Below are 21,668 nucleotides of genomic sequence, written 5' to 3' on the forward strand. Positions count from 1 at the left end.
GGGCCGTCCCGGCGGCCGGGTCTTCCCCGGCCCCCGGGAAGCAGTCGGCCGGCACCGGCACCGGCAAAGCCTGCAAGGACGACAAAGACGGCAAGGACGACGAGCCGACGGCCGCCGGGCCGGCCCCCGCGCGCCCCGGCGCCCCTGCACCGGGTGCCGCACCGGGCAAGCGGCCCGATCGGCCCGCCGCCGACCCGTCGGCGGCCCCCGGCGCCCGGCCCGCCGCCCCCGCGCAGGCCGGGGAGGGTGGGACCACCACCCCTGGCCGCCGCCCCGCCGAACGCCCGGCGGCGGGCATCCCCACCGCGTCCGCCGACGAGGCCGGCCCGCCGCCGGCCGCCGACGGGCGCCGTCCGGCAGCGGCGAGCACCGGCTCCGGCGCGGACGCTCCCACCGTCAGCGGCCCGCACACCGACCCGACCGTCGACCAGGGCGCCGGCGCGGACACCGGCGCGGGCTCCTTCGAGGAGCTGTACGAGAGGACGCACACCCGGCTCGTGCAGCAGACGTTCCTGCTCACCACCTGCAAGCACCGGGCCGTGCACTGCGTCGGGCGCGCGTTCGGGGAGGCGCGGCGGCGGTGGACGGAGGTGGTCGCGGCGGGCGCGCCGGAGCGGTGGGTGCGGACGCGGGCGTTCGAGCTGGCCCTCTCGCCGTGGCACCGGGGCGGGCCCCGGCGGGCGCACGCCTGGCGACTGCCGCACCGGCGGATCAAGGTGCGCCCGGCCGACGAGTCCCAGGCGGTGCTCCCGGACCACGACCGCCTCACCGACCGCGACCGCGCGCTGCTGAAGGCGCTCCGGCGACTCTCCCGCCCGCAGCGCCGGGCACTGGTGCTGCACGACGGCCTGGGCCTGCCGGCCGACGCGGTGGCGGTCGAGGTGGAGTCGACGGTGGCGGCGGCCGAGGGCCGGGTCTGGGCGGCCCGGACGTCGCTGGCGCACTGGGTGCCGGACCTGGTCGGGACGGACCCGGCGGCGGACGGGTTCGCCGACCGGCTGAGCGGGCTGCTGCACCGGGCGGCGGTGCGCGGGGCCCCGGAGCCGCACCGCCCGCCGGTGCCGCTGCTGCGGGCCCGGCACGGGCTGGTGAACGCGGGCCGGACGGGGGCGGCGGCGCTGCTCACGGTGGCGGTGGGCGGCGCGGTGGCGGCGACGCTCGCGGGCGGCGGGCCCGGGGAGCTGTTCCGGCCGGCCGATGCGCCGCCGCCGGTGCTCTGCGCGCCGGTCCCGACGCTCGCGACGGAGCCCGAGGCGCTGCTCCCGCTGCTCCCGGACGGGGCGCCCTCCGGGATCCGCAGCCTCTGGTGCTCGCCGACCCCGGGCCTGGAGCCGGTGGTGATGGATCCGCCGCCGCCCCGGCCCGACGATCCGTACCGGCCGCCGACGGCGGGGCGGGCGGCCGAGGCGCTGCCGCCGCCGGGCACGGTGGCCGTCGGTCCCCACCCGTGCCACGACTGGGCACTGCACCCGTGCGCGGCCGGTCGCTGAACCCCGGCAGCCGGGGCCGGGCGACGGCCCCGGAAAAGGCGAGCGCCCCCGCCCGGATCACCGGACGGGGGCGCTCGACATGAGCAGGAGCGTCAGCCCTTGAACAGCTCACGCGCCAGGCGGGCGGTCTCGGACGGCGTCTTGCCGACCTTGACACCGGCGGCCTCAAGGGCCTCCTTCTTCGCCTGGGCGGTGCCCGAGGAGCCGGAGACGATGGCGCCGGCGTGGCCCATGGTCTTGCCCTCGGGGGCGGTGAAGCCCGCGACGTAGCCGACGACCGGCTTGGTGACGTGCTCGGCGATGTAGGCCGCGGCACGCTCCTCGGCGTCGCCGCCGATCTCACCGATCATGACGATGAGCTCGGTCTCCGGGTCCTCCTGGAACGCCTTGAGGGCGTCGATGTGGGTGGTGCCGATGACCGGGTCACCGCCGATGCCCACGGCCGAGGAGAAGCCGATGTCGCGCAGCTCGTACATGAGCTGGTAGGTCAGGGTGCCGGACTTCGAGACCAGACCGATCTTGCCGGCCTTGGTGATGTCGGCCGGGATGATGCCGGCGTTCGACTGTCCGGGGCTGATCAGACCGGGGCAGTTCGGGCCGATGATCCGGGTCACGTTGCCCTTGGAGCCGGCGTGGGCCCAGAAGGCGGCGGTGTCGTGCACCGGGACGCCCTCGGTGATGACGACGGCCAGGCCGATCTCGGCGTCGATGGCCTCGACGACGGCGTCCTTGGTGAACTTCGGCGGCACGAAGATGACGGTGACGTCGGCACCGGTCTTCTCGATGGCCTCGGCGACGGTGCCGAAGACGGGCACGTCGGTGCCGTCGACGTCGACCGTGGTGCCGGCCTTGCGCGGGTTGACACCGCCGACGATCTGGGTGCCGGAGGCGAGCATGCGGCGGGTGTGCTTCATGCCCTCGGAGCCGGTCATGCCCTGAACGATGACCTTGCTGTCCTTGGTAAGGAAGATAGCCATGGTGTGAAAGTCCCCTTCCTTACTTGTTGGCCAGCTCGGCGGCGCGGTCGGCCGCACCGTCCATGGTGTCCACGCGCTGGACCAGCGGGTGGTTGGCGTCGTCGAGGATCTTGCGACCCAGCTCCGCGTTGTTGCCGTCGAGGCGGACGACGAGCGGCTTGGTGACGGCCTCGCCCTTCGACGCGAGCAGCTCCAGGGCCTGCACGATGCCGTTGGCGACGGCGTCGCACGCGGTGATGCCACCGAAGACGTTGACGAAGACCGACTTGACGTCGGGGTCGCCCAGGATGATCTCCAGGCCGTTCGCCATCACCTCGGCGGAGGCACCGCCGCCGATGTCGAGGAAGTTGGCGGGCTTGACGCCGCCGTGGTTCTCGCCCGCGTAGGCGACCACGTCGAGGGTGCTCATGACGAGACCCGCGCCGTTGCCGATGATGCCGACCTCGCCGTCGAGCTTGACGTAGTTGAGGCCCTTGGCCTTGGCGGCGGCCTCCAGCGGGTTGGCCGCGGCCTTGTCCTCGAGCGCCTCGTGCTCCGGCTGGCGGAACTCGGCGTTCTCGTCCAGGGAGACCTTGCCGTCGAGCGCGATGATCTTGCCGTCACCGGACTTGATCAGCGGGTTGACCTCGACGAGGAGGGCGTCCTCCTTGATGAAGACGACCCAGAGCTTCTGCAGGACATCGGCGACCTGGTCGGCGATCTCGGCCGGGAACTTCGCGGCGGCGACGATCTCGGCCGCCTTCTCCGGGGTCACACCCTCGTTGGCGTCGACCGGGATCTTCGCGAGCGCCTCCGGGTTCTGCTCCGCGACGACCTCGATCTCCACACCGCCCTCGACGCTGGCCATGGCCAGGAAGGTGCGGTTGGTGCGGTCGAGCAGGAAGGAGACGTAGTACTCCTCCTTGATGTCCGCGGTCTGGGCCAGCATCACCTTGTGAACGGTGTGGCCCTTGATGTCCATGCCGAGGATCGCCCCGGCCTTGGCGACGGCGTCCGCCGGGTCGGCGGCGAGCTTGACGCCACCGGCCTTGCCTCGGCCACCCACCTTCACCTGAGCCTTGACGACGGCGCGGCCGCCGAAGCGCTCCGCGATGGCGGCAGCGTCTGCGGCGGTCTCGATGACATCACCGTCAAGCACGGGCACGCCGTGCTTGGCGAAGATGTCCCTCGCCTGGTACTCGAACAGGTCCACGTGTTTGTCCTTGTTCGTGGTCGCGGATTGTGTCTCTACGAGCGTGCCACGGCAGGATCTTCGCTGCGGGTCGTCGGGGCGGTGCGGGTACGCAGAGGTACGGCCTTGCGGCCCACACAGCCACGGGCGCACACGTCAATCAACACGCGCGTCACGTCCGTCTGGCAGGTTATCGCCGTACGACGGGCGTGTTTCGCCCGGGACCGGCCCGTCTTTGGTGAGAACCATCACAGAAAGCCTACGGGCGCACGCCGGGCGCTCTGACCGGCGGGTCAGCCGAGCCGTGCCACTCCTTCCCTCGTCCGGGTGAACCCGGCTCCGCAGCGTTAACGCCCCCCCTGGTCCGGCCCCCGATCACGTCCCTCGTTCACGCGCCTCGTTCACGCCCCCTGGTCCGGGACCGGGACCGGGCGCTTCTCGATCGCCGCGGCCATGATCTCCGGGAAGACGTCGGGCGTGCAGGCGAAGGCCGGGGCTCCCAGTGCGGCCAGGGCGGCGGCGTGCGCGTGGTCGTAGGCGGGCGCGCCCTCGTCGGACAGCGACAGCAGCGCGATGAACTGGACCCCCGCCGCCTTCATCGCGGCGACCCGCTTGAGCATCTCGTCCCGGATGCCGCCCTCGTAGAGGTCGCTGATCAGCACCACGATCGTCTCCGACGGCCGGGTGATCCTGGACTGGCAGTAGGCGAGCGCGCGGTTGATGTCGGTGCCGCCGCCCAGCTGGGTGGCGAACAGCACGTCGACCGGATCGGCCAGCTGCTCGGTGAGGTCGACCACCGAGGTGTCGAAGACGACCAAGCGGGTGTCGAGGCTCTTCATCGAGGCGAGCACCGCGCCGAAGACCGCCGAGTGCACCACCGAAGGCGCCATGGAGCCGGACTGGTCGATGCAGAGGATGACGTCCTTCCTCACCGCGCGCTGCGCCCGGGCGTGGCCGACCAGCCGCTCGGGGACGACGGTGCCGTACTCGGGGAGGTAGTTCTTCAGGTTGGCCCGGACGGTGCGGTCCCAGTCGATGTCGCGGTGGCGCGGCCGGTTGACCCTGGCGCTGCGGTCCAGCGCGCCCCCGAGGGTGGCCCGGGTGCGGTCGGCGAGCCGGCGCTCCAGCCGGGCGACGACCTTGCCGACCACCGCGCGGGCGGTCTCGCGGGTGGTCTCGGGCAGCGCGTGCTTGAGCGAGAGCAGGGTGCCGACCAGGTGGACGTCCGGCTCGACGGCCTCCAGCATCTCCGGCTCCAGCAGCAGCTGCTCCAGCCCGAGCCGGGTGATGGCGTCCTGCTGCATCAGCTGGACGACGGTGGCCGGGAAGTACTCCCGGATGTCGCCCAGCCAGCGGGCCACCTGCGGGGCCGAGCCGCCCAGGCCCGCGGCCCGCCGGCCGGTCCGGCCGACGGCGCGGCCCTCCTCCGGGGTGCCCCGGTAGAGCGCGGCGAGCGCGCCGTCGATCGCGGCGTCCCGGCCGCGCAGGGTCCGGCCGGTGCCGTCCGCCTCGCCGCCGAGGACCAGTCGCCAGCGGCGGAGCCGCTCGTCGGCGTCGAGGGGGGTGGCACCGGGGGTGGTGCCTGCGGTGGTGGCTGCCATCGGGTGCTCCTTCGCGGTCGAACGCGGATCAGGTGTCGCGGGCCCCGGCCTGCCGGGGGATCCTCGGCCGGTGGCCGGGGCGGTCCGGGGCCGGAGCCAGGCCGAGCAGCAGGGCGACCGCGGGCAGGGCCGCCTGCGCCCTGGCCGGGTCCAGCTCGACCGTGCCGTCGGCCGGTCCGGCCGGTTCGGCGTCGAGCGGTCCGGCCGCCACCCGGCTGCCCACGGTGGTGCGGACGCCCGTCTCCAGGGTGGCGAAGGTCCGGCGGAGCAGGGGCAGCACGTCGGTGAAGGTGTCCACCGACACGCCGGCCAGCCAGGCGTCGAGCAGGCCCAGCAGGCGCGGGTCGTGGAGCAGCAGGGCGCCGCCGCCGGTGAGGAAGCCCTCGATCCAACCGGCCGCGTCCGCCGGGCTGCCGGCGGCGGAGAGGACCAGGCCGAGCCGCCGGCCGGCCTCCTCCGGGTCGAGCCGGCCGTCGTCCAGCAGCAGCCGGACGGCCCGCCCCCGGAGCAGGCCGGGGACACCGGTGGCCGGTCCGCCCGCCGGCTCGCGCCGGGCGAGCGCGCGCAGCGTGTCGGCCCACCGGTCGGCGAGGCCGCCGGCCTCGTCCAGCAGGCCGATCGCGCCGTGCACCTCGTCGAGGTGGCCGCGCATCAGTGCCGCGCCCGCCGCGTCCAGGCCGGTGGAGGCGGGCGGCAGACCGATGCAGATCCGGTCGGCGAGCCCGCCGGCCACCTCGTCGAGCGCACCGTGGTCGGTGCCCCGGACGTCTCCGTAGCGCAGCGCGCGGACCAGGGCGGGCAGCGCGCGGGCGAGGTGGACGACGTCGGTGTCGAGGGCTGCGCAGTCGGCGAGCACCCGCATCACCTCGGGCAGCGCGTCGGCCAGCCCGGCCACCAGGCAGGACTCCACCAGGGAGGTGAGTTCGGCGAGTTCGACGGCGGCGCGGGCGGTGCCGACCGCCTTGCCGGCGGCGGCCCGTTCGACGGTGGTGCCCCACTGGGCGGCCTCGGCGATCCGGACGGCGAACTCGGGCTGCCAGCAGAGTCGCCAGCTCTCCCGGAACGTCCCGGTGGAGGCCACCGCGGACCGCGCCGGTACGCCCCAGTCGACGCCGAGCAGGCGGAGCCGGTGCAGCAGCCGGGAGCGGGCCGCGTCGTTCTCCTTGCGCAGGTCGAGGTCCAGCTCGCGCGGCTCGGCCTCGGGCTTGAGCCGCAACGTGCGCTGCCAGCGGGTGAGGTCGCGCTGGAGCGGGACGGCCGGCGCGCCGTCGGGCACCTCGCCGAGCGCGTCGCCGATCACCAGCCGGTCCCGGACCAGGGCCAGGGCGACGTCCGAGCCGTCGCACATCACCGACCGGACGGCGTCCAGCGCCTCGGTGAGCCCGGCGAGCGGGCGGCCGCGCATGACGGCGAGCGCGCGGGCCAGCCGGACGGCCTCGATGACGTGGGCGGAGGAGACCGGGTGGTCCTCGGCGCGGAGCAGACCGGCGGCCCGGGTGAGCCACTCGGGCAGCGGGTCGCCCTCGGCCCGGAAGAGGTGGTGGTACCAGCCCGGGGAGACGATCCCGGCGCCGTAGCCGCTGAGCTGGGAGAGCCGGCGGTGCGTCCAGGGCACCCAGGTGATCTCGGTCCGGACCTTCCTCGGCAGTCCGGCGAGCACCGCCCGGTCGTGCGCCACGGTGGGCATGACGGCTAGTGCGGGGACGTGGAAGGCCCCGCAGACCACGGCGATCCGCCGGTGGCCGGCCCGGCGGGCGGCGCGGATCTGCTGGCGCATGTGCGCCTCGCGCTGTTCGTCGTGCCGGGTGACGCCGCCGCCGTCCTCGCGCAGCGCCGTCATCGCCTCGGCGACGGCCTCGAAGGGCGCGAGGGCGTCGGCGCCGGGCAGCCGGTGCTCGACGACGTCCTCCCACCAGCGCTCCGGGTCGTCGTGGCCGGCCGCCTCGGCCAGCCTGGCGATCGGGTCGCGCCGGAGGCCGGGGTCCGCCTCCGCGACGCCCCCGTCCGCGCCCCCGTCCGCGCCGCCCTCGGGGGGCTCCGAGGGCTCGGAGCCGGCGAAGCCGTAGGCGGCCGGCAGGTCGATGAAGCGCACCGGGACGCCGAGTTCGGCCGCGTACCGGATCGCCACCCACTCCGGCGAGAACGCGGCGTACGGCCAGAACGCCGCCCGGGCCGGGTCGTCCGCCGCGTGGGCCAGCAGGGCGACCGGCGGCACCATCTCCTTGTCGGCGGCCAGTCCGAGGATCGGATCGGCCTCCGGCGGGCCCTCGACCAGCACCGCGTCCGGCCGCAGCAGTTCCAGCGCGGCGGCCACCGCGCGGGCCGAGCCCGGCCCGTGGTGCCGTACGCCGAGCAGCGTCACCTCTGCGCTCATCGCGCCCTCCCTCCCGATGTCGGTTCCGGTCGTGCTGGTCAGCGGGCGTTCTCGCGGGCGGCGCGGTAGAAGTCCTTCCAGCCGTCCCGCTCGCGGACCACGCCCTCGACGTACTCGCGCCAGACCACCTGGTCGGCGACGGGGTCGCGGACCACGGCACCGATCACGCCGGCGGCGACGTCGCCGGCCCGGAGCACGCCGTCGCCGAAGTGGGCGGCGAGTGCCAGGCCGTTGGTGACCACCGAGATCGCCTCGGCCGTGGAGAGGGTGCCGCTGGGCGTCTTCACCTTGGTCCGGCCGTCGGCGGTGATCCCGGCCCGCAGCTCCCGGAACACGGTCACCACGCGCCTGATCTCCTCGGCGCCGCCCGGCAGTTCGGGCAGTTGCAGGGAGCGGCCGAGCTGCTCGACCCGGCGGGTGACGATGTCGACCTCCTCCTCCAGCGACCCCGGCAGCGGCAGCACCACGGTGTTGAAGCGGCGGCGCAGGGCGCTCGACAGCTCGTTCACGCCCCGGTCCCGGTCGTTGGCGGTGGCGATCAGGTTGAAGCCCCGGACGGCCTGCGTCTCCGAGCCCAGCTCCGGGATCGGCAGCGTCTTCTCCGACAGGATGGTGATCAGACTGTCCTGGACGTCCGCCGGGATGCGGGTCAGTTCCTCGACCCGGGCGATCTTCCCGTCCGCCATCGCCCGCATCAGCGGCGAGGGCACGAGCGCCTCCCGGCTGGGCCCGTTGGTGAGCAGCTGCGCGTAGTTCCAGCCGTACCGGACAGCCTCCTCCGGGGTACCGGCGGTGCCCTGGACCAGCAGGGTGGAGTCACCGCTGATCGCCGCGGCGAGGTGCTCGGACACCCAGGTCTTGGCGGTGCCGGGCACACCGAGCAGCAGCAGCGCCCGGTCGGTCGCCAGCGTCGTGACGGCGACCTCGACCACCCGGCGCGGGCCGATGTACTTGGGCGTGATCACGGTGCCGTCCGGGAGTTCGCCGCCCAACAGGTAGGTGGCGACCGCCCACGGCGACAGGCTCCAGCGCTCCGGACGCGGACGGTCGTCCTGCCCGGCCAGCGCGGCCAGCTCGGCGGCGAAGGCGTCCTCGGCGTGCTGCCGCAGGACGTCGGTCGTGACGTCGGTCATCGGGACTCCTTCGGGTCGGCCGCCGGGCACACGGGTGGCGGGGCGGCGAGTCGTCGGGGGGAGCCAGGTCGGCGTCCCGGCCTGCGGGAACCACCCTGCACCGGACCACTGACAATCCTGACCGGACCTCAGTTCGGGCCGCCCGACTGTCAGTCCCCCCGCCTACCGTCGTCGGCATGGAGGATCGCTGGAGCACCGAACACGTCCTGTCCCTGGCGCCCGACGCCACCTCGAAGAAGGCCGCGGGCAAGCTCTCGGCGCCCGCACCCTGGTCGGCCACGGGCACCGACGGTGACGCGGTCTGGGGCGAGTGCCGGGGCAGCGGCAGCACGCCGTACCGGACGGTCGTCGAACTCGCCACGCCCGCCTACCGGTGCAGCTGCCCGAGCCGGAAGTTCCCGTGCAAGCACGCGCTCGGTCTCCTCCTGCTCTGGAGCTCCGCCCCCGACGCCGTGCCCGCCGCCGCCGAACCCGCCGACTGGGCCGCCGAGTGGCTGAAGGACCGCCAGGACCGCGCCGAGCGGCCCGCCGTGAAGGCGGAGACCCCCGCCGACCCGGCCGCCGCCCGCCGACGCGCCGAGAAGCGCTCCGCCCGCGTCGCGGCGGGCGCCGCCGAACTGCGGCTGCGGCTGGCCGACCGGGTCCGGCACGGCCTCGCCGACCAGTCCGCCGCCGGCCCCTGGGAGGAGGTCGCCGCGCGCATGGTGGACGCCCAGGCACCCGGTCTGGCCACCCGTGTCCGCGAGCTCGACTCCGCCCCGCCCCACGGCCTCCTGGAGGAATACGCCATGCTCCACCTGCTCGCCACCGCCGCCACCCGGGTCGACGAACTGCCCGCGCCGCTCGCCGCCACCGTCCGCGCCAGGCTCGGCTACACCACCGACGCCGCCGACCTGCTGGCCGGCCCCACCGTCCGCGACCGCTGGCTGGTCCTCGGCAGCCGGACGTCCCCGATGGAGGGGGGCTCCGACGACCGGCTCACCACCCGGCGGCTCTGGCTGCGCGGCGCCAAGACCGGCCGGCCCGCCCTGCTGCTCGCCTTCGGCCGCCCCGGTCAGGCCCCCGACCTCGCCCTGCCCACCGGCCGGCTGGTCGAGGCCGAGCTGGCCTTCCACCCCGGCGCCCGCCCGCTGCGGGCCGCCCTCGGCACCCGGTACGGCGCCCCCGAGGCCGCCCCCGACGGCCCGCCGACCGGTCTGACCGTCGCCGAGGCCGTCGCCGGCTACGGCACCGCCGTCGCCGACGACCCCTGGCTGGACGCCTGGCCGACCACCCTCACCGACGTCGTCCCCGTCCTCTCCCCCGAGGGCTGGCACCTCACCGACGGACGGCACACCCTCCCGGTCCACCGCGCCGCCACCCCGGAGGCCGCCCTCTGGCGTCTCGCCGCCGTCTCCACCGGGCGCCCGCTCACCGTCTTCGGCGAGTACGGCCACCGCGGCTTCGCCCCCGTCACCGCCTGGGGCCCGGACGGCCGCCCGATCGGCCTCACCACCGCCTGATGTCGACCGACCGCCTCACCGGAGGAGCCCCCGTGCCCGACCCCTGGGAGTCCCTGCACACCGCCGCCCTGCTCGGCACCGACCGCCGCCCGCTCCCCGCGCCGGACCAGTCCGCCCCGTACGCCCACGAGGTCGACCGCACCGACCCGGCCGCCGCGCTGCTCGAACTCGCCGCGCTGGAGACGGTCCGCCGCCGCGCCGGTGCGCTCCCCACCCCCGCCGCCGGGCCGCCCGCGGCACCCGCCCCCGAGGACGGCCGCCCCGAACTGCCGGCCCCGGCCGCCCGCCGCCTCGCCCTGCTGCTCTCCAGCCGCGGCACCGGCGGCGGCGTCCTCGCCAACCTCGGCGAGCTGCTCCCGCAGTGGCTGGCCACCGCCCGCGCCCGCGGCTTCCGCCCGCCCGCCGCCACCGTCCCCGCCCTGCTGGACGCCGCCCGGGCCCGCAGCGAGCTGCGCCCCGACGCGGTCGCGCTGGCCGGCCCGCTCGGCCGCTGGCTCGCCGGCCTCAACCCGGACTGGCGGTTCGTCCTGCGCACCGCCGCCGGGGCGCCGGAGAGCCCCGGCCCGGCCACCGGGGACGACCACCTCTGGCACGAGGGACTGTTCGCCGAGCGCGTCACCCATCTGACCCTGCTCCGCCGCCGGGAGCCGGCCGCCGGCCTCGCCCTGCTGCGGAGCACCTGGCCCACCGAGCGCGCCGAGGACCGGCTGCTGTTCCTGGACGCCCTCCAGGAGGGCCTCTCGCCCGCCGACGAACCCTTCCTGGAGGCGGCGCTCGGCGACCGCAGCAAGAACGTCCGGGCCACCGCCGCCGAGCTGCTCTCCACGCTCCCCGGCTCCGCGCTCGCCGCCCGGATGGCCGAGCGCGCCCGCGCCGCCGTCCACCTCTCCGAGCACGGCACCCACCTGCTGGTCACCCCGCCCGCCGAGTGCGACGCGGCCATGCAGCGCGACGGCATACCGCCCCAGTCGCCCACCGGGCGCGGCGAACGGGCCTGGTGGTTCGGCGAGGTGATCGCCGCCGCGCCGCTCGCCGTCTGGCCGGGGCACACCGGCCTGGCGCCCGCCCGGCTGCTCACCCTGCGGGTCGGCGACTCCATCGACGAGACCAGCAGCACCTGGGCCGACGACCTGCGCGAAGCCTGGGCCCGGGCCGCCGTCCGCCAGCAGGACGCCGACTGGGCGCGCGCGCTGCTCGGCCCCGCGCCCTCCCCCTTGCCCGGTCCCGGCCGGACCGCACGGAGCGCCCGCACCACCGGCGCCCCCGCCAAGCTGCTCGCCGTGCTCCCGCCCGCCGAACGGGCCGCCTGGACGGCCGCCTTCATCGAGGCGCACGGCCTGGGCGAGGCCTTCCAGCTGCTCGGTGCCTGCGCGACCCCGTGGACGCCGCCGCTCTCCACCGCCGTGGTGACCGCACTGGCCCGGGCCGCCGCGTCCGGCGCCTACCCGTGGAGCCACAGCGGGGTGCTCGGCATGACCGAGCGCGCGCTCTCCCCCCGGACCGCCGACGCCGTCGAGGCACTGGCCACCGACGCCGCGCCCGGCACCGCCTGGGGCGAGACCTTCGCCCGGTTGGCCGGCACCCTGCGCTTCCGCGAGGCGATGCTCGCCGAGCTGGCCGTGCCCGTGGACGCCGCCTGACGGGCGGGAGCCGGCTAGCCGGCGGCCCGGAGGTTGGCCGTGACCCAGGCGACGACGTCAGTGGTCGGCGTGCCCGGGGTGAAGATGTCGGCGACGCCCATCGCCTTGAGCTCGACGATGTCCTCGTCCGGGATGATCCCGCCGCAGAAGACCTTGATGTCCTCCGCGTCGCGCTCCTTCAGCAGCTCCAGCACCCGCGCGCAGAGCGTCATGTGCGCCCCGGAGAGGATCGAGAGCCCGATGCCGTCCGCGTCCTCCTGGATCGCGGTGTCGACCACCTGCTCCGGCGTCTGGTGCAGCCCGGTGTAGATGACCTCCATGCCGGCGTCGCGCAGGGCGCGCGCGATGACCTTGGCGCCGCGGTCGTGGCCGTCCAGCCCCGGCTTGGCGACCACCACGCGGATCGGTCCTGACACACCCATCACTGCCTCCTGGACCTCGTCGTCCACCACCCCACCGGACCTTGTGGGCACGGGCGAGGTTAACGCGCAATAACCAATCTGAGGGGAGGTTAGCGTCACGCGCCCCGGTTGGCCCGACCGCCCCTCAAGAGGAGGGGAAAATCACAGGCTGCCGGGGCCCGACCGCTTCCGGTCCCACTCTCCGATGTACCCCACAACCGCACACCCGCAGCCTCTTGACATCCGGACTTTTGTCCGGATGTCGGACTTCCGGCTACAGTCTCGGCTGTTTTCCCCTCGCCCGACGACGCGCCCGAGGCCCACCGAGGAGACAGCCCGCGATGGTTCCCGAAGCAGCCGCCCGCCCCACCCGTGCGGAACTGCGCGTGGCAGCCCGCGAGCAGTCGCGCGCCCAGCGCCGCGACGCCGCCAAGGCCGCCACCCGGGCCGCACTGCTCCGGGTCGCGCTGCCCTCAGTGGCCGCGCTCGGTGTGGCCGCGGCTGCCGCGATCTCCGTCCAGGGCGAGGCCGACCAGCAGCGTGCCCAGGCAGCCGGCCGGCTGTCGGAGGAGGCCGCCGCCGCCTCGGGCCCGGCCTCGCAGGAGTCGGCCGCACAGGCCGCGCAGGCCGCACAGCAGGCCCTCGCCGCCGGGGACGCCGCCCAGGCCTCCCGCGGCGACGCCCGGCAGCCGCTCTCCGGCGCCCAGGGCACCCCCGACACCGCCGCGCAGGCGGTCGCCGCCGAGGCCCCGAAGCCGCCGGAGCGTCCCAAGGTCTCCCTTCCGGTGACCCAGGCCGGCCTCGGCGAGGTGTTCGGCGCGGCCGGCACCCACTGGGCCAAGCGCCACACCGGCATCGACTTCCCGGTGGACGGCGGCAGCCAGGTCCTGGCCGTCACCGACGGCACCATCCGCACGCTGTGGAACCCGTCGTACGGCTACATGTCGATACTCAAGATGGCCGACGGCACCGAGGCCTGGTACTGCCACCTCCGCTCGTACAAGATCCGCAAGGGCACCGTGAAGGCGGGCGACGTCATCGCCTTCGTCGGCAACAGCGGCAACAGCACCGGCCCGCACCTGCACTTCGAGATCCGCCCGGCCGGCGGCGGCGCGCCCGTCGACCCGCTGCCCTGGTTCCTCGCCCAGGGCGTCGACCCGCGCTGAGCCCGGCACCGGCCGGGCCGGCCCGCGCCCGACCCGCGCCGACCACCGGTCGGCGCGGGCCGTACGAGCCCCGAGCGGGCCCCGGACGGGCCGACCTAGAGCTTCTCCACCGGCGCGTACCGCAGCAGCAGCTGCTTGCGCCCCTCCGTACCGAAGTCCACGGTCGCCTGCGCCTTGTCGCCGACCCCCGTGGTGGCCACCACCGTGCCCAGCCCGAACGTGTCGTGGGTGACCCGGTCGCCGACCGCCAGCCCCACCACCTCACGCTCGACCGCCCCGCCGGTGCGCCGCGCCGACTGCCCCCAGCCCGCCTTCGGCGAGGCCGTCGCCGACCCGCGCGACGATCCGCCGCGCGAGGAGCCGCCCGACGCGGAGCCGCCCCAGGACGACCCCGAGGAGTACCCGCGCGAGGCCGGCGCCGACGCCGCCCCCCGGCGCTTCCACTCCACCAGGGGCTCCGGGATCTCCTCCAGGAACCGCGACGCCGGGTTGTACGCGGGCTGCCCCCAGGCGCTGCGCAGCACCGACCTGGTCAGGTAGAGCCGCTGCCGCGCCCTGGTCAGGCCGACGTACGCGAGGCGCCGCTCCTCCTCCAGCTCCTTGACCTGGTTGAGCGCCCGCATGTGCGGGAAGATGCCGTCCTCCATGCCGGTCAGGAAGACCACCGGGAACTCCAGGCCCTTGGCGGTGTGCAGGGTCATCATCGTGATGACGCCCCGCCCCTCGTCGTCCTCGTCCGGGATCTGGTCGGAGTCGGCGACCAGCGCGACCCGCTCCAGGAAGTCGGGCAGCGAGCCGACCGGCGGCGTACCGTCCTCCCCGGCGTCCGGCCGCTCGCCCGGGTCCTGCTCGTACTCCAGGGCGACGGACGCCAGCTCCTGGAGGTTCTCCACCCGGGTCTCGTCCTGCGGGTCGGTCGAGGACTGCAGCTCGGCCAGGTAGCCGGTCTCCTCCAGCACCGCCTCCAGGACGGCCGCCGGGCCGGCGCCGGACTCGACGACCTGCCGGAGTCCGGCCAGCAGGGCGTTGAACTTCTTGACCGCGTTCGCCGAGCGGGCCGCCAGCCCGTAGGCCTCGTCGACCCGGAGCAGCGCCTGGGCGAACGAGATCCGCTCGCGCGCGGCCAGCGCGTCGATCATCGCCTCGGCGCGGTCGCCGATCCCGCGCTTGGGCACGTTGAGGATCCGGCGCAGCGGCACGGTGTCCTCGGGGTTGGACAGCACCCGCAGGTAGGCCAGGACGTCCTTGACCTCCTTGCGCTCGTAGAAGCGCACCCCGCCGACCACCTTGTACGGCAGGCCGACGCGGATGAACACCTCCTCGAAGACGCGGGACTGCGCGTTGGTCCGGTAGAAGATCGCGACGTCGCCGGGCTTGGCGTCGCCGGCGTCGGTGAGCCGGTCGATCTCGTCGGCGATGAACTGGGCCTCGCCGTGCTCGTCGTCCGCGACGTAGCCGACGACCTTCTCGCCGTGCTCGCCGGCCGTCCAGAGCTTCTTCTCGCGCCGGCTGGTGTTCCGCTCGATGACGGCGTTGGCGGCGCTCAGGATGGTCTGGGTGGAGCGGTAGTTCTGCTCCAGCAGGATCGTGGTGGCGTTCGGGTAGTCCTCCTCGAACTGGAGGATGTTGCGGATCGTCGCGCCGCGGAAGGCGTAGATCGACTGGTCCGCGTCACCGACCACGCACAGCTCGGCGGGCTCCACCTCGGCGAGCCGTCCGGCCGCCGGGTTCACGAAGTCCCCGTCGACGGTGCGCTTCGGCGCGGACGCGGCGGCGCCCCCGCTCAGCTCGCGGACCAGCATGTACTGGGCGTGGTTGGTGTCCTGGTACTCGTCGACCAGGATGTGCCGGAACCGCCGCCGGTAGTGCTCCGCGACGTCGGGGAAGGCCTGGAGCAGGTTCACCGTCGTCATGATGATGTCGTCGAAGTCGAGGGCGTTGGCCTCGCGCAGCCGCCGCTGGTAGAGGAAGTACGCCTCGGCGAGCTTCTTCTCCGTCGGGTTGGCGGCCTGGTCCGCGTAGGTCTCCTCGTCGATCAGCTCGTTCTTGAGGTTGCTGATCTTCGAGGTGAAGGACTTCGGCGGGAACTGCTTCGGGTCCAGGTCGAGGTCCCGGCAGACCAGGGCCATCAGCCGCTGGGAGTCCGCCGAGTCGTAGATCGAGAACGACGAGGTGAAGCCGAGCAGCTTGGACTCCCGGCGCAGGATCCGCACGCAGGCGCTGTGGAAGGTGGAGACCCACATCGCCCGGGCCCGCGGGCCGACCAGCTGCTCGACGCGCTCGCGCATCTCGCCGGCCGCCTTGTTGGTGAAGGTGATCGCCAGGATCTCGCCCGGCTGCACCCCGCGCGCGCCCAGCAGGTGGGCGATCCGGTGGGTGAGCACCCGGGTCTTGCCGGAGCCGGCGCCGGCCACGATCAGCAGCGGCGAACCGGCGTGCACGACCGCCTCGCGCTGCGGGTCGTTCATCCCGTCCAGCAGCTTCACCGGGTCGATCACCGGCCGGGCGGCGCCGTTGCGGTACCAGGCGTCGCGATCGGCCTCGGCGTCGCTCCCCGGCTCGCTGAAGGCCGCGGTCCGGAACAGTCCGTCCGGGATCGCCTCCTCGTAGGCGTCGTACGGGGCGTCGTCCTCGTACGCCGGCGGCTCCTCGGCGGTGGGCGGCGCGGGCTGCTTCGACCCGGCGGCGGGGGCCTCGAAACCGGGGAGCGGAAGGTCGTCAAAGAGGCTATTCATGGCACTCCGAGTCTATGGCCACCCACCGACAGACCCGCCCGGTCGCTGCGGACCGGGCGGGCTGCGGGCGGGCGGTCAGACCAGTCGACGCGCCGTGGCCCACCGGGTCAGCTCGTGCCGGTTGCTCAGCTGGAGCTTGCGCAGCACCGCCGAGACGTGGCTCTCCACCGTCTTCACCGAGATGAACAGCTGCTTGGCGATCTCCTTGTACGCGTATCCGCGCGCGATCAGCCGCAGCACCTCCCGCTCGCGCTGGGTCAGCCGGTCCAGGTCCTCGTCCACCGGCGGGGTGTCGGTCGCGGCGAAGGCGTCCAGCACGAACCCGGCCAGCCGCGGCGAGAAGACCGCGTCGCCGTCGGCGATCCGGAAGATCGCGTTGACCAGGTCGGTCCCGGTGATGGTCTTGGTCACGTAGCCGCGCGCACCGCCGCGGATCACGCCGATCACGTCCTCGGCCGCGTCCGAGACCGAGAGCGCCAGGAACTTCACGCCCCCCTGCTCGCCCATCAGCCCGGCCGAGCGGCGCAGCACCTCGACCCCGCCGCCGCCGGGCAGGTGGACGTCGAGCAGCACCACGTCGGGCCGCGTCTCGGCGACCACCCGGACCGCCGACTCCACGTCGTCCGCCTCGCCGACCACGTCGATGCCGGTCGTCTCGGTGCGCCCGATCTCCGCCCGGACCCCCGTCCGGAACATCCGGTGGTCGTCGACCAGCACGACCCTCGCGGTCCTCCCCGGTTCCCCGGCGGGGGGAATCCCCGCCGACGCTGCCTCAGTCATCCGACCTCTCCATCTCCAGCTCGACCTCGGTGCCGCCGTCCGGCGCGGGCCGCACCCGTGCGGTGCCGCCGTTGCGCTTCATCCGGCCGAGGATCGACTCGCGTACGCCCATCCGGTCCTCCGGCACCGTATCGGGATCGAAGCCGGGACCGTGGTCGCGGACGAACACCATCACCGTCCTCCCCTCGACCTCGGCGTAGACCTGGACCGGTCCCCCGCCACCGTACTTGGCTGCGTTGACGGTCGCCTCCCTCGCGGCCTGCATCTGTGCCGCGATCCGGTCGTCCATCGGGCAGTCGCCGACGATCACCAGCTCGACGGGGACGCCGTGGCGGTCCTCGACCTCGGCGACCACCGCGCGCAGGGACTCCGCCATGGTGTCCGGCGCCGCCTCGGCCGCCGCCTCCGGCCGGTAGAGCCAGAGCCGCAGTTCGCGTTCCTGGGCCCGCGCGAGCCGCAGCACCTCCTTGGGGTCCTCGGCCCGACGCTGGATCAGGGTCAGGGTGTGCAGCACCGAGTCGTGCACGTGCGCGGCGATCTCGGCCCGCTCCTGGGCGCGGATGCGGGCGGTCCGCTCGGCCCCGAGGTCCTGCCACATCCTCAGCGCGTACGGGCCGACCAGTACCAGCACGCCGGCCAGCACCGCGAGCGAGGCCTCGACCACCGAACCGATCGTCGAGCCGCTGCCCTGGGTGGCCAGGAAGGCGATGGTGCCCGCCACCACCAGCAGCACGCCGGCGCCGACCCGGGTGTAGGCGCCGCGCCGCCGGTCCCCCTCCTCCAGCCCGAACCAGCGCTGCCAGCGCGAGTCGTCGGCCTGCCGCCAGACCAGCGCCACACCGACGCCGATCGCCAGCAGCGGCCAGGTGTAGGGCTTGGCGGTCTGCACGTTGAGCGCGTTGAGCAGGGCGATCACGCCGATCACCAGCATCACCAGCGCGGCGAGCTGGCCCAGCCCGCCCTGCCGCTGCGAGCCGGTCGCCGCACCGTCCTCCGCCGCCGAGGCCGGAGAGGCCGCAGAGGCCGGGGAGGCTGCGGGGGCCGCGGGGGCCGCGCCGCCCGCCACCCCGGCGGGCTCGCCCTGCAGGGCGTGCTGCAGCACCTCGCGCAGCCGGCCGATCCATCCTCCGCGCCGGCCGCCCTTGCTCAGCTCCGTCCCGGCCGTGCCGTCCCCCGCCCAGGAAGCGGCCGGCACGAACACGCCGTTCACGTACACCCAGTGCGTCCCGCCGCGCTGCGCCGGTTCGCCGATGCCGATCGGCACCACGAACCAGAACGCCGCGTACAGCAGCCCGCCGACCCCCTGCGCGAAGAAGAGCAGCACGAAGGCGACCCGCACCCAGCTGACGGGCAGTCCGAGGTGCACCGCCAGCCCGTGCGCGACCCCGCCGAGCATCCGCCCCTGCGGGCTGCGGTACAGCCGGCGGTACGGCGGCCGCCCGTCGCCGGGCACGGCCGGGTCGACGCCCCCCGGCGGCGGGGCGTCGGGGGTGAGGGGACGGGGATCGGAACCGGGTGCTGCCACGGCACCGATCGTTCCACGCGGGTCCGCCCGGACGCATCAGGGTGGACCCCTGACCCTTCTCAGGGACAAGTCAGGGTCCGGACAGGGCTCGCACCGGTTGGGCGCGGCTCCGGCACCCACCAGGATGGTGGCTATGACCGAAGACCCCCGTACCGAGGAGATCGAGGAGGCCGGGCCGAGCGCCCCGCCGGCCCCGGACCGTCCGCCGCTGAACCGGACCGAGCACCACCGCGTGGTGGCCGGCGTCTGCGGCGGTCTGGGCCGGCACCTGGACATCGACCCGGTGGTCTTCCGCGTCGTCACGGTCGTGCTCTGCCTCTCCGGCGGCCTCGGTCTCTTCCTGTACGGGCTCGCCTGGCTGATCGTCCCGACCGAGCCGGTCGCGGACGGCAAGGGCGGCAGCCGCTCCGGCCGCACCGAGCTCCAGCGGGTGCTCACGGGCCGGGTGGACGGCCAGTCGGTCGGCGCGGTGCTGCTGACCGTGATCGGCACCGGCGTCTTCTTCTCCTCGATGGGCGACGGCGACCAGCTCTTCCCGCTGCTGCTGCTCGCCGGGCTGGTCTTCCTGGCCGTCCGCTACGACCCGGAGCGCCGCCGCGGCGGCCGGATCCGCGGCCGCCGCCGGCACGGCCTCGGCGGTCACGGGGGTCACGGCCACGGAGGTCCCGACGGCCACGGGTCGCACGGCGGACCGTACGACCGGTACTTCCCCGAGTCCGAGCCGGCCACCGGCGCGGACCGCCGCCGGCCGCACGAGGCCGAGGACCAGGAGGCGCGCGAGCGGCACGCCCGGGACCGGGCCGCCGGGACCGTCCCGGCGGACACCCCTCCCACCGGTCCGACCGGCTACCTGTGGGACCCGCGCCACCCCGAGCGCAACCCGTACGGCGGAGCCGCCCCCGCCCCGCCGTACGGCGGGGCGACCCCGCCGCCCGGGACGCCCGCCCAGCCGTGGTGGCAGCGGACCGACCTCCCGCAGGGCGACCCGCTGCGCAAGGAGGGCGGCCCGGCCGTGCCGCCCCCGCCGGTGACGGTGCACCGGCGGGAACGGTCCCCGCTCGGACTGATCGGCCTGCTGCTGGCGGTGGGTGCGGCCAGCGCCGTCTGGTCGGCCTCCGCCGACGGCGGAGCCGCCCTGCTGACCGGCACCGTGCTGGCCACCGCGCTGCTGGTGATCGGGCTGACCCTGCTGGTCGGCGCCAAGTTCGGCCGGGCCCGCAGGCTGGTGGTGCCGGGCCTGCTGCTCACCGTGGCGCTCACCGCCGTCGGCCACTCGTCGGTCTCGGTGCAGAACCTGCTCGGCGACCGCACCTGGGCGGTCGCCTCGGCGGACGAACTGGAGCAGAAGTACACCCTGGGGCTCGGCTCGCTGCGGCTGGACCTGAGCGCCCTCGACCCGGCCGGCGGCACCCTGAGCACCACCGTGGAGCTCGGTGCCGGTGACCTGACCGTGGTGGTGCCGCCGAACGTCACGGTGACCATGCGGACCGAGGTGGGACTGGTCGACGTCAAGGTGCCGGGCGCCGAGACCAGCAGCGAACGCGGTTCCCGCAGCTACCTGCTGCACCCGGCGAACGGCCAGGCATCCAAGGGCACGCTCGACCTCACGCTGATGGTCGGGCTCGGCGACATCAAGGTGGTCCAGTCGTGAGGAAGCACCAGCTCGACCTGTTCTCCCTGATCGCAGGAGGGCTGTTCACCGTGATCGCGGTGCTCTACCTGGTGGCGGCGGTCAACGACGTCTCGGTCAACGGCCGCATCGTCATCCCGGTGACCTTCATCGTGCTGGGACTCGGCGGCCTGGCCGGGGCGGTGGCGGCGGCGGTCCGCCGCTCCCGGCCGGACACCGAGGGGAAGTAGGCCACCCGGGCCCGACCCCGGGCCCCGGGGGCCCCGGGGAGGGGGCTCAGCGGGCTCAGCTCTCCAGCGGTCCGAGGTGGAGCTTCTCGCCCTCCTTGGTCACCCGGTACTTCGGCAGCGGCTTGGTGGCCGGGCCGTTGAGCACCGCACCGGTCGCCGCGTCGAACCGGGAGCCGTGGCAGGGGCAGTACAGCTGCCCGTTCTTCGGGGCGTCGACCGCGCAGCCGGAGTGCGTGCAGACCGAGGAGAGGGCGCAGTACTGGCCCGCCTTGGGCTGGACCACGAAGAGCGCGTCGCCGCTGGACGGGTCCTTGACCTGGGCCGAGCCGCCGACCGGGACGCTCGCGGCGTCCACCGTGACGGGCGGTGCGGCGGACGCGGGCGCGGCGGACTGCTTCGGCTTCCCCGCCGACCCGTCCCGCCCGAAGGTGGCGGTCAGCGAGCCGGTGAGCAGCCCGGCGCCGCCCATGGCGACGGCCGCGATCCCGCCGTCCACCAGGGCCCGCCGCCGGACGTGGTCCTCGGACAGGCCGCGGGAGCGGTCCCGGGCGGCCCGCCGGGCGAGGTAGCCGTCCACCGAGAGGTACGGGGTGCCGGCCAGCACCAGCGGGGTCCAGGCCATCAGGTAGACGAGGTCGTTGCCGAGGTAGTACGGCGAGACGTTCCAGCTGACGGTGAGCCAGAGGCTCAGGCTGAGCGCGGCGCCGCCGGCCGCGGCGAGGCGGCCCCAGAGGCCGACCAGGGTGCCCAGGCCGACCGCCAGCTCACCGAAGGCGACCAGCAGGCCGAACAGGGTGGGGTGGTCCAGGGCCGGGCCGAGCAGGAAGGAGATCGGGCTGGAGCCCTCGGCGAGCACCGTCTGCGAGACGAAGGAGGCCGGGTCGCCGGAACCGGCCAGGTAGTGGGTGTCGGAGAGCTTGTCGAGCGCCGCGTAGACGAAGGTGACGCCGAGGAAGATCCGCAGCGGCAGCAGCGCCAGCCGCGAGCCGGCCGCCTTCCACCCGGCCGTCCGGCCGGTTCCGCCGCCCAGGCGGGTACCGCCGGTGCCGCCGCTTCCCGGGCCGGTGCCTCCCGGGCCGCTGCCGGTGCCGTCCGGAGTCGAACCGGCCGTTCCCGCGCCGGCCGCCGCCTGACCGGCCGCCGCGGAGCTGCTGGTCTCCGTCATTCCCCACACCTTCCCTCGCCGGCCCGCCACCGCCTGACAGGTCCGGACGCATTCTGCCCGGTCGTGAGCGCTTTCGGTGGGAGGTCCCACCCGGTGGGCACCCGGTCCACCGCGCACGGCCGCGCCGCCGTTCCCCTGGTACGGGAAC

General features: G+C 75.0%; 15 protein-coding genes and 1 pseudogene. 6 read left to right on the plus strand and 10 right to left on the minus strand.

The genetic code is table 11. The features are described 5' to 3' along the window. Positions 1-1,490 (plus strand): annotated as a pseudogene (locus tag ACFWOG_RS27500) (hypothetical protein); the annotation flags it as partial. Between the two features lie 92 nt (positions 1,491-1,582). On the opposite strand, the gene sucD reads toward ACFWOG_RS27500, so the two are convergent. The 5 genes from sucD to ACFWOG_RS27525 all read right to left on the minus strand — a co-directional run bounded on the left by sucD (position 1,583) and on the right by ACFWOG_RS27525 (position 8,746). Then, positions 1,583-2,467, minus strand: a complete 885-nt coding sequence (gene sucD, locus ACFWOG_RS27505) for a succinate--CoA ligase subunit alpha (RefSeq protein ID WP_329885331.1) — start codon at positions 2,465-2,467, stop codon at positions 1,583-1,585. Positions 2,468-2,486: 19 nt separating this feature from the next. Further along, the gene (gene sucC, locus ACFWOG_RS27510; protein WP_329885332.1) at positions 2,487-3,659 is read right to left on the minus strand and encodes an ADP-forming succinate--CoA ligase subunit beta; all 1,173 of its coding nucleotides are present in this window, start codon (positions 3,657-3,659) and stop codon (positions 2,487-2,489) included. A 380-nt stretch (positions 3,660-4,039) separates the two neighbouring features. Continuing rightward, complete coding sequence (locus tag ACFWOG_RS27515) at positions 4,040-5,239, minus strand: VWA domain-containing protein (RefSeq protein ID WP_329885333.1); 1,200 nt, start codon at positions 5,237-5,239, stop codon at positions 4,040-4,042. Positions 5,240-5,267: 28 nt separating this feature from the next. Next, positions 5,268-7,613, minus strand: coding sequence for a DUF5682 family protein (locus ACFWOG_RS27520; RefSeq protein WP_380361354.1), 2,346 nt, complete (start codon positions 7,611-7,613; stop codon positions 5,268-5,270). A 38-nt stretch (positions 7,614-7,651) separates the two neighbouring features. Continuing rightward, the gene (locus tag ACFWOG_RS27525; RefSeq protein WP_329885335.1) at positions 7,652-8,746 is read right to left on the minus strand and encodes an AAA family ATPase; all 1,095 of its coding nucleotides are present in this window, start codon (positions 8,744-8,746) and stop codon (positions 7,652-7,654) included. Positions 8,747-8,922: 176 nt separating this feature from the next. Between ACFWOG_RS27525 and ACFWOG_RS27530 the strand changes: the two genes are divergently transcribed. Both ACFWOG_RS27530 and ACFWOG_RS27535 read left to right on the plus strand, forming a co-directional pair. Beyond that, a complete protein-coding gene (locus ACFWOG_RS27530) occupies positions 8,923-10,248 on the plus strand; it encodes an SWIM zinc finger family protein (protein ID WP_355404719.1) in 1,326 nt (441 codons plus the stop codon). Further along, positions 10,248-11,888 carry a DUF5691 domain-containing protein gene (locus ACFWOG_RS27535; RefSeq protein WP_329947745.1) on the plus strand — a complete coding sequence of 547 codons (1,641 nt, stop codon included), beginning with the start codon at positions 10,248-10,250 and terminating at the stop codon, positions 11,886-11,888. Before ACFWOG_RS27530 ends, ACFWOG_RS27535 begins: the two co-directional genes overlap by 1 nt. 14 nt (positions 11,889-11,902) lie before the next feature. Here ACFWOG_RS27535 and ACFWOG_RS27540 read toward each other — a convergent pair whose 3' ends face one another. Then, positions 11,903-12,310, minus strand: coding sequence for a cobalamin B12-binding domain-containing protein (locus tag ACFWOG_RS27540; RefSeq protein ID WP_329885338.1), 408 nt, complete (start codon positions 12,308-12,310; stop codon positions 11,903-11,905). A 320-nt stretch (positions 12,311-12,630) separates the two neighbouring features. On the opposite strand from ACFWOG_RS27540, the gene ACFWOG_RS27545 reads away from it, so the two are divergent. Beyond that, complete coding sequence (locus tag ACFWOG_RS27545; protein ID WP_380361355.1) at positions 12,631-13,455, plus strand: M23 family metallopeptidase; 825 nt, start codon at positions 12,631-12,633, stop codon at positions 13,453-13,455. Positions 13,456-13,550: 95 nt separating this feature from the next. On the opposite strand, the gene pcrA is transcribed toward ACFWOG_RS27545, so the two are convergent. The 3 genes from pcrA to ACFWOG_RS27560 all read right to left on the minus strand — a co-directional run bounded on the left by pcrA (position 13,551) and on the right by ACFWOG_RS27560 (position 18,366). Further along, positions 13,551-16,190 (minus strand): DNA helicase PcrA, encoded by a 2,640-nt coding sequence (pcrA, locus tag ACFWOG_RS27550; RefSeq protein ID WP_329950417.1) that lies wholly within the window; start codon positions 16,188-16,190, stop codon positions 13,551-13,553. A 75-nt stretch (positions 16,191-16,265) separates the two neighbouring features. Continuing rightward, complete coding sequence (locus ACFWOG_RS27555) at positions 16,266-16,970, minus strand: response regulator transcription factor (protein ID WP_329885341.1); 705 nt, start codon at positions 16,968-16,970, stop codon at positions 16,266-16,268. Then, complete coding sequence (locus ACFWOG_RS27560) at positions 16,963-18,366, minus strand: PspC domain-containing protein (protein WP_380361358.1); 1,404 nt, start codon at positions 18,364-18,366, stop codon at positions 16,963-16,965. The genes ACFWOG_RS27555 and ACFWOG_RS27560 overlap by 8 nt, the downstream gene beginning before the upstream one ends. Positions 18,367-18,628: 262 nt before the next feature. On the opposite strand from ACFWOG_RS27560, the gene ACFWOG_RS27565 reads away from it, so the two are divergent. After that, the gene (locus tag ACFWOG_RS27565) at positions 18,629-20,146 is read left to right on the plus strand and encodes a PspC domain-containing protein (RefSeq protein WP_380361356.1); all 1,518 of its coding nucleotides are present in this window, start codon (positions 18,629-18,631) and stop codon (positions 20,144-20,146) included. Next, the gene (locus tag ACFWOG_RS27570) at positions 20,143-20,355 is read left to right on the plus strand and encodes a hypothetical protein (protein ID WP_329885343.1); all 213 of its coding nucleotides are present in this window, start codon (positions 20,143-20,145) and stop codon (positions 20,353-20,355) included. Before ACFWOG_RS27565 ends, ACFWOG_RS27570 begins: the two co-directional genes overlap by 4 nt. A 55-nt stretch (positions 20,356-20,410) precedes the next feature. Here the strand turns inward: ACFWOG_RS27570 and ACFWOG_RS27575 are convergent, their stop codons facing one another. Beyond that, positions 20,411-21,520 (minus strand): Rieske 2Fe-2S domain-containing protein, encoded by a 1,110-nt coding sequence (locus tag ACFWOG_RS27575; RefSeq protein WP_380361357.1) that lies wholly within the window; start codon positions 21,518-21,520, stop codon positions 20,411-20,413. Positions 21,521-21,668 lie beyond the last annotated feature (148 nt).

This window comes from Kitasatospora sp. NPDC058406 (assembly GCF_042722765.1).
In the GTDB taxonomy this organism is placed as follows: Bacteria; Actinomycetota; Actinomycetes; order Streptomycetales; family Streptomycetaceae; genus Kitasatospora.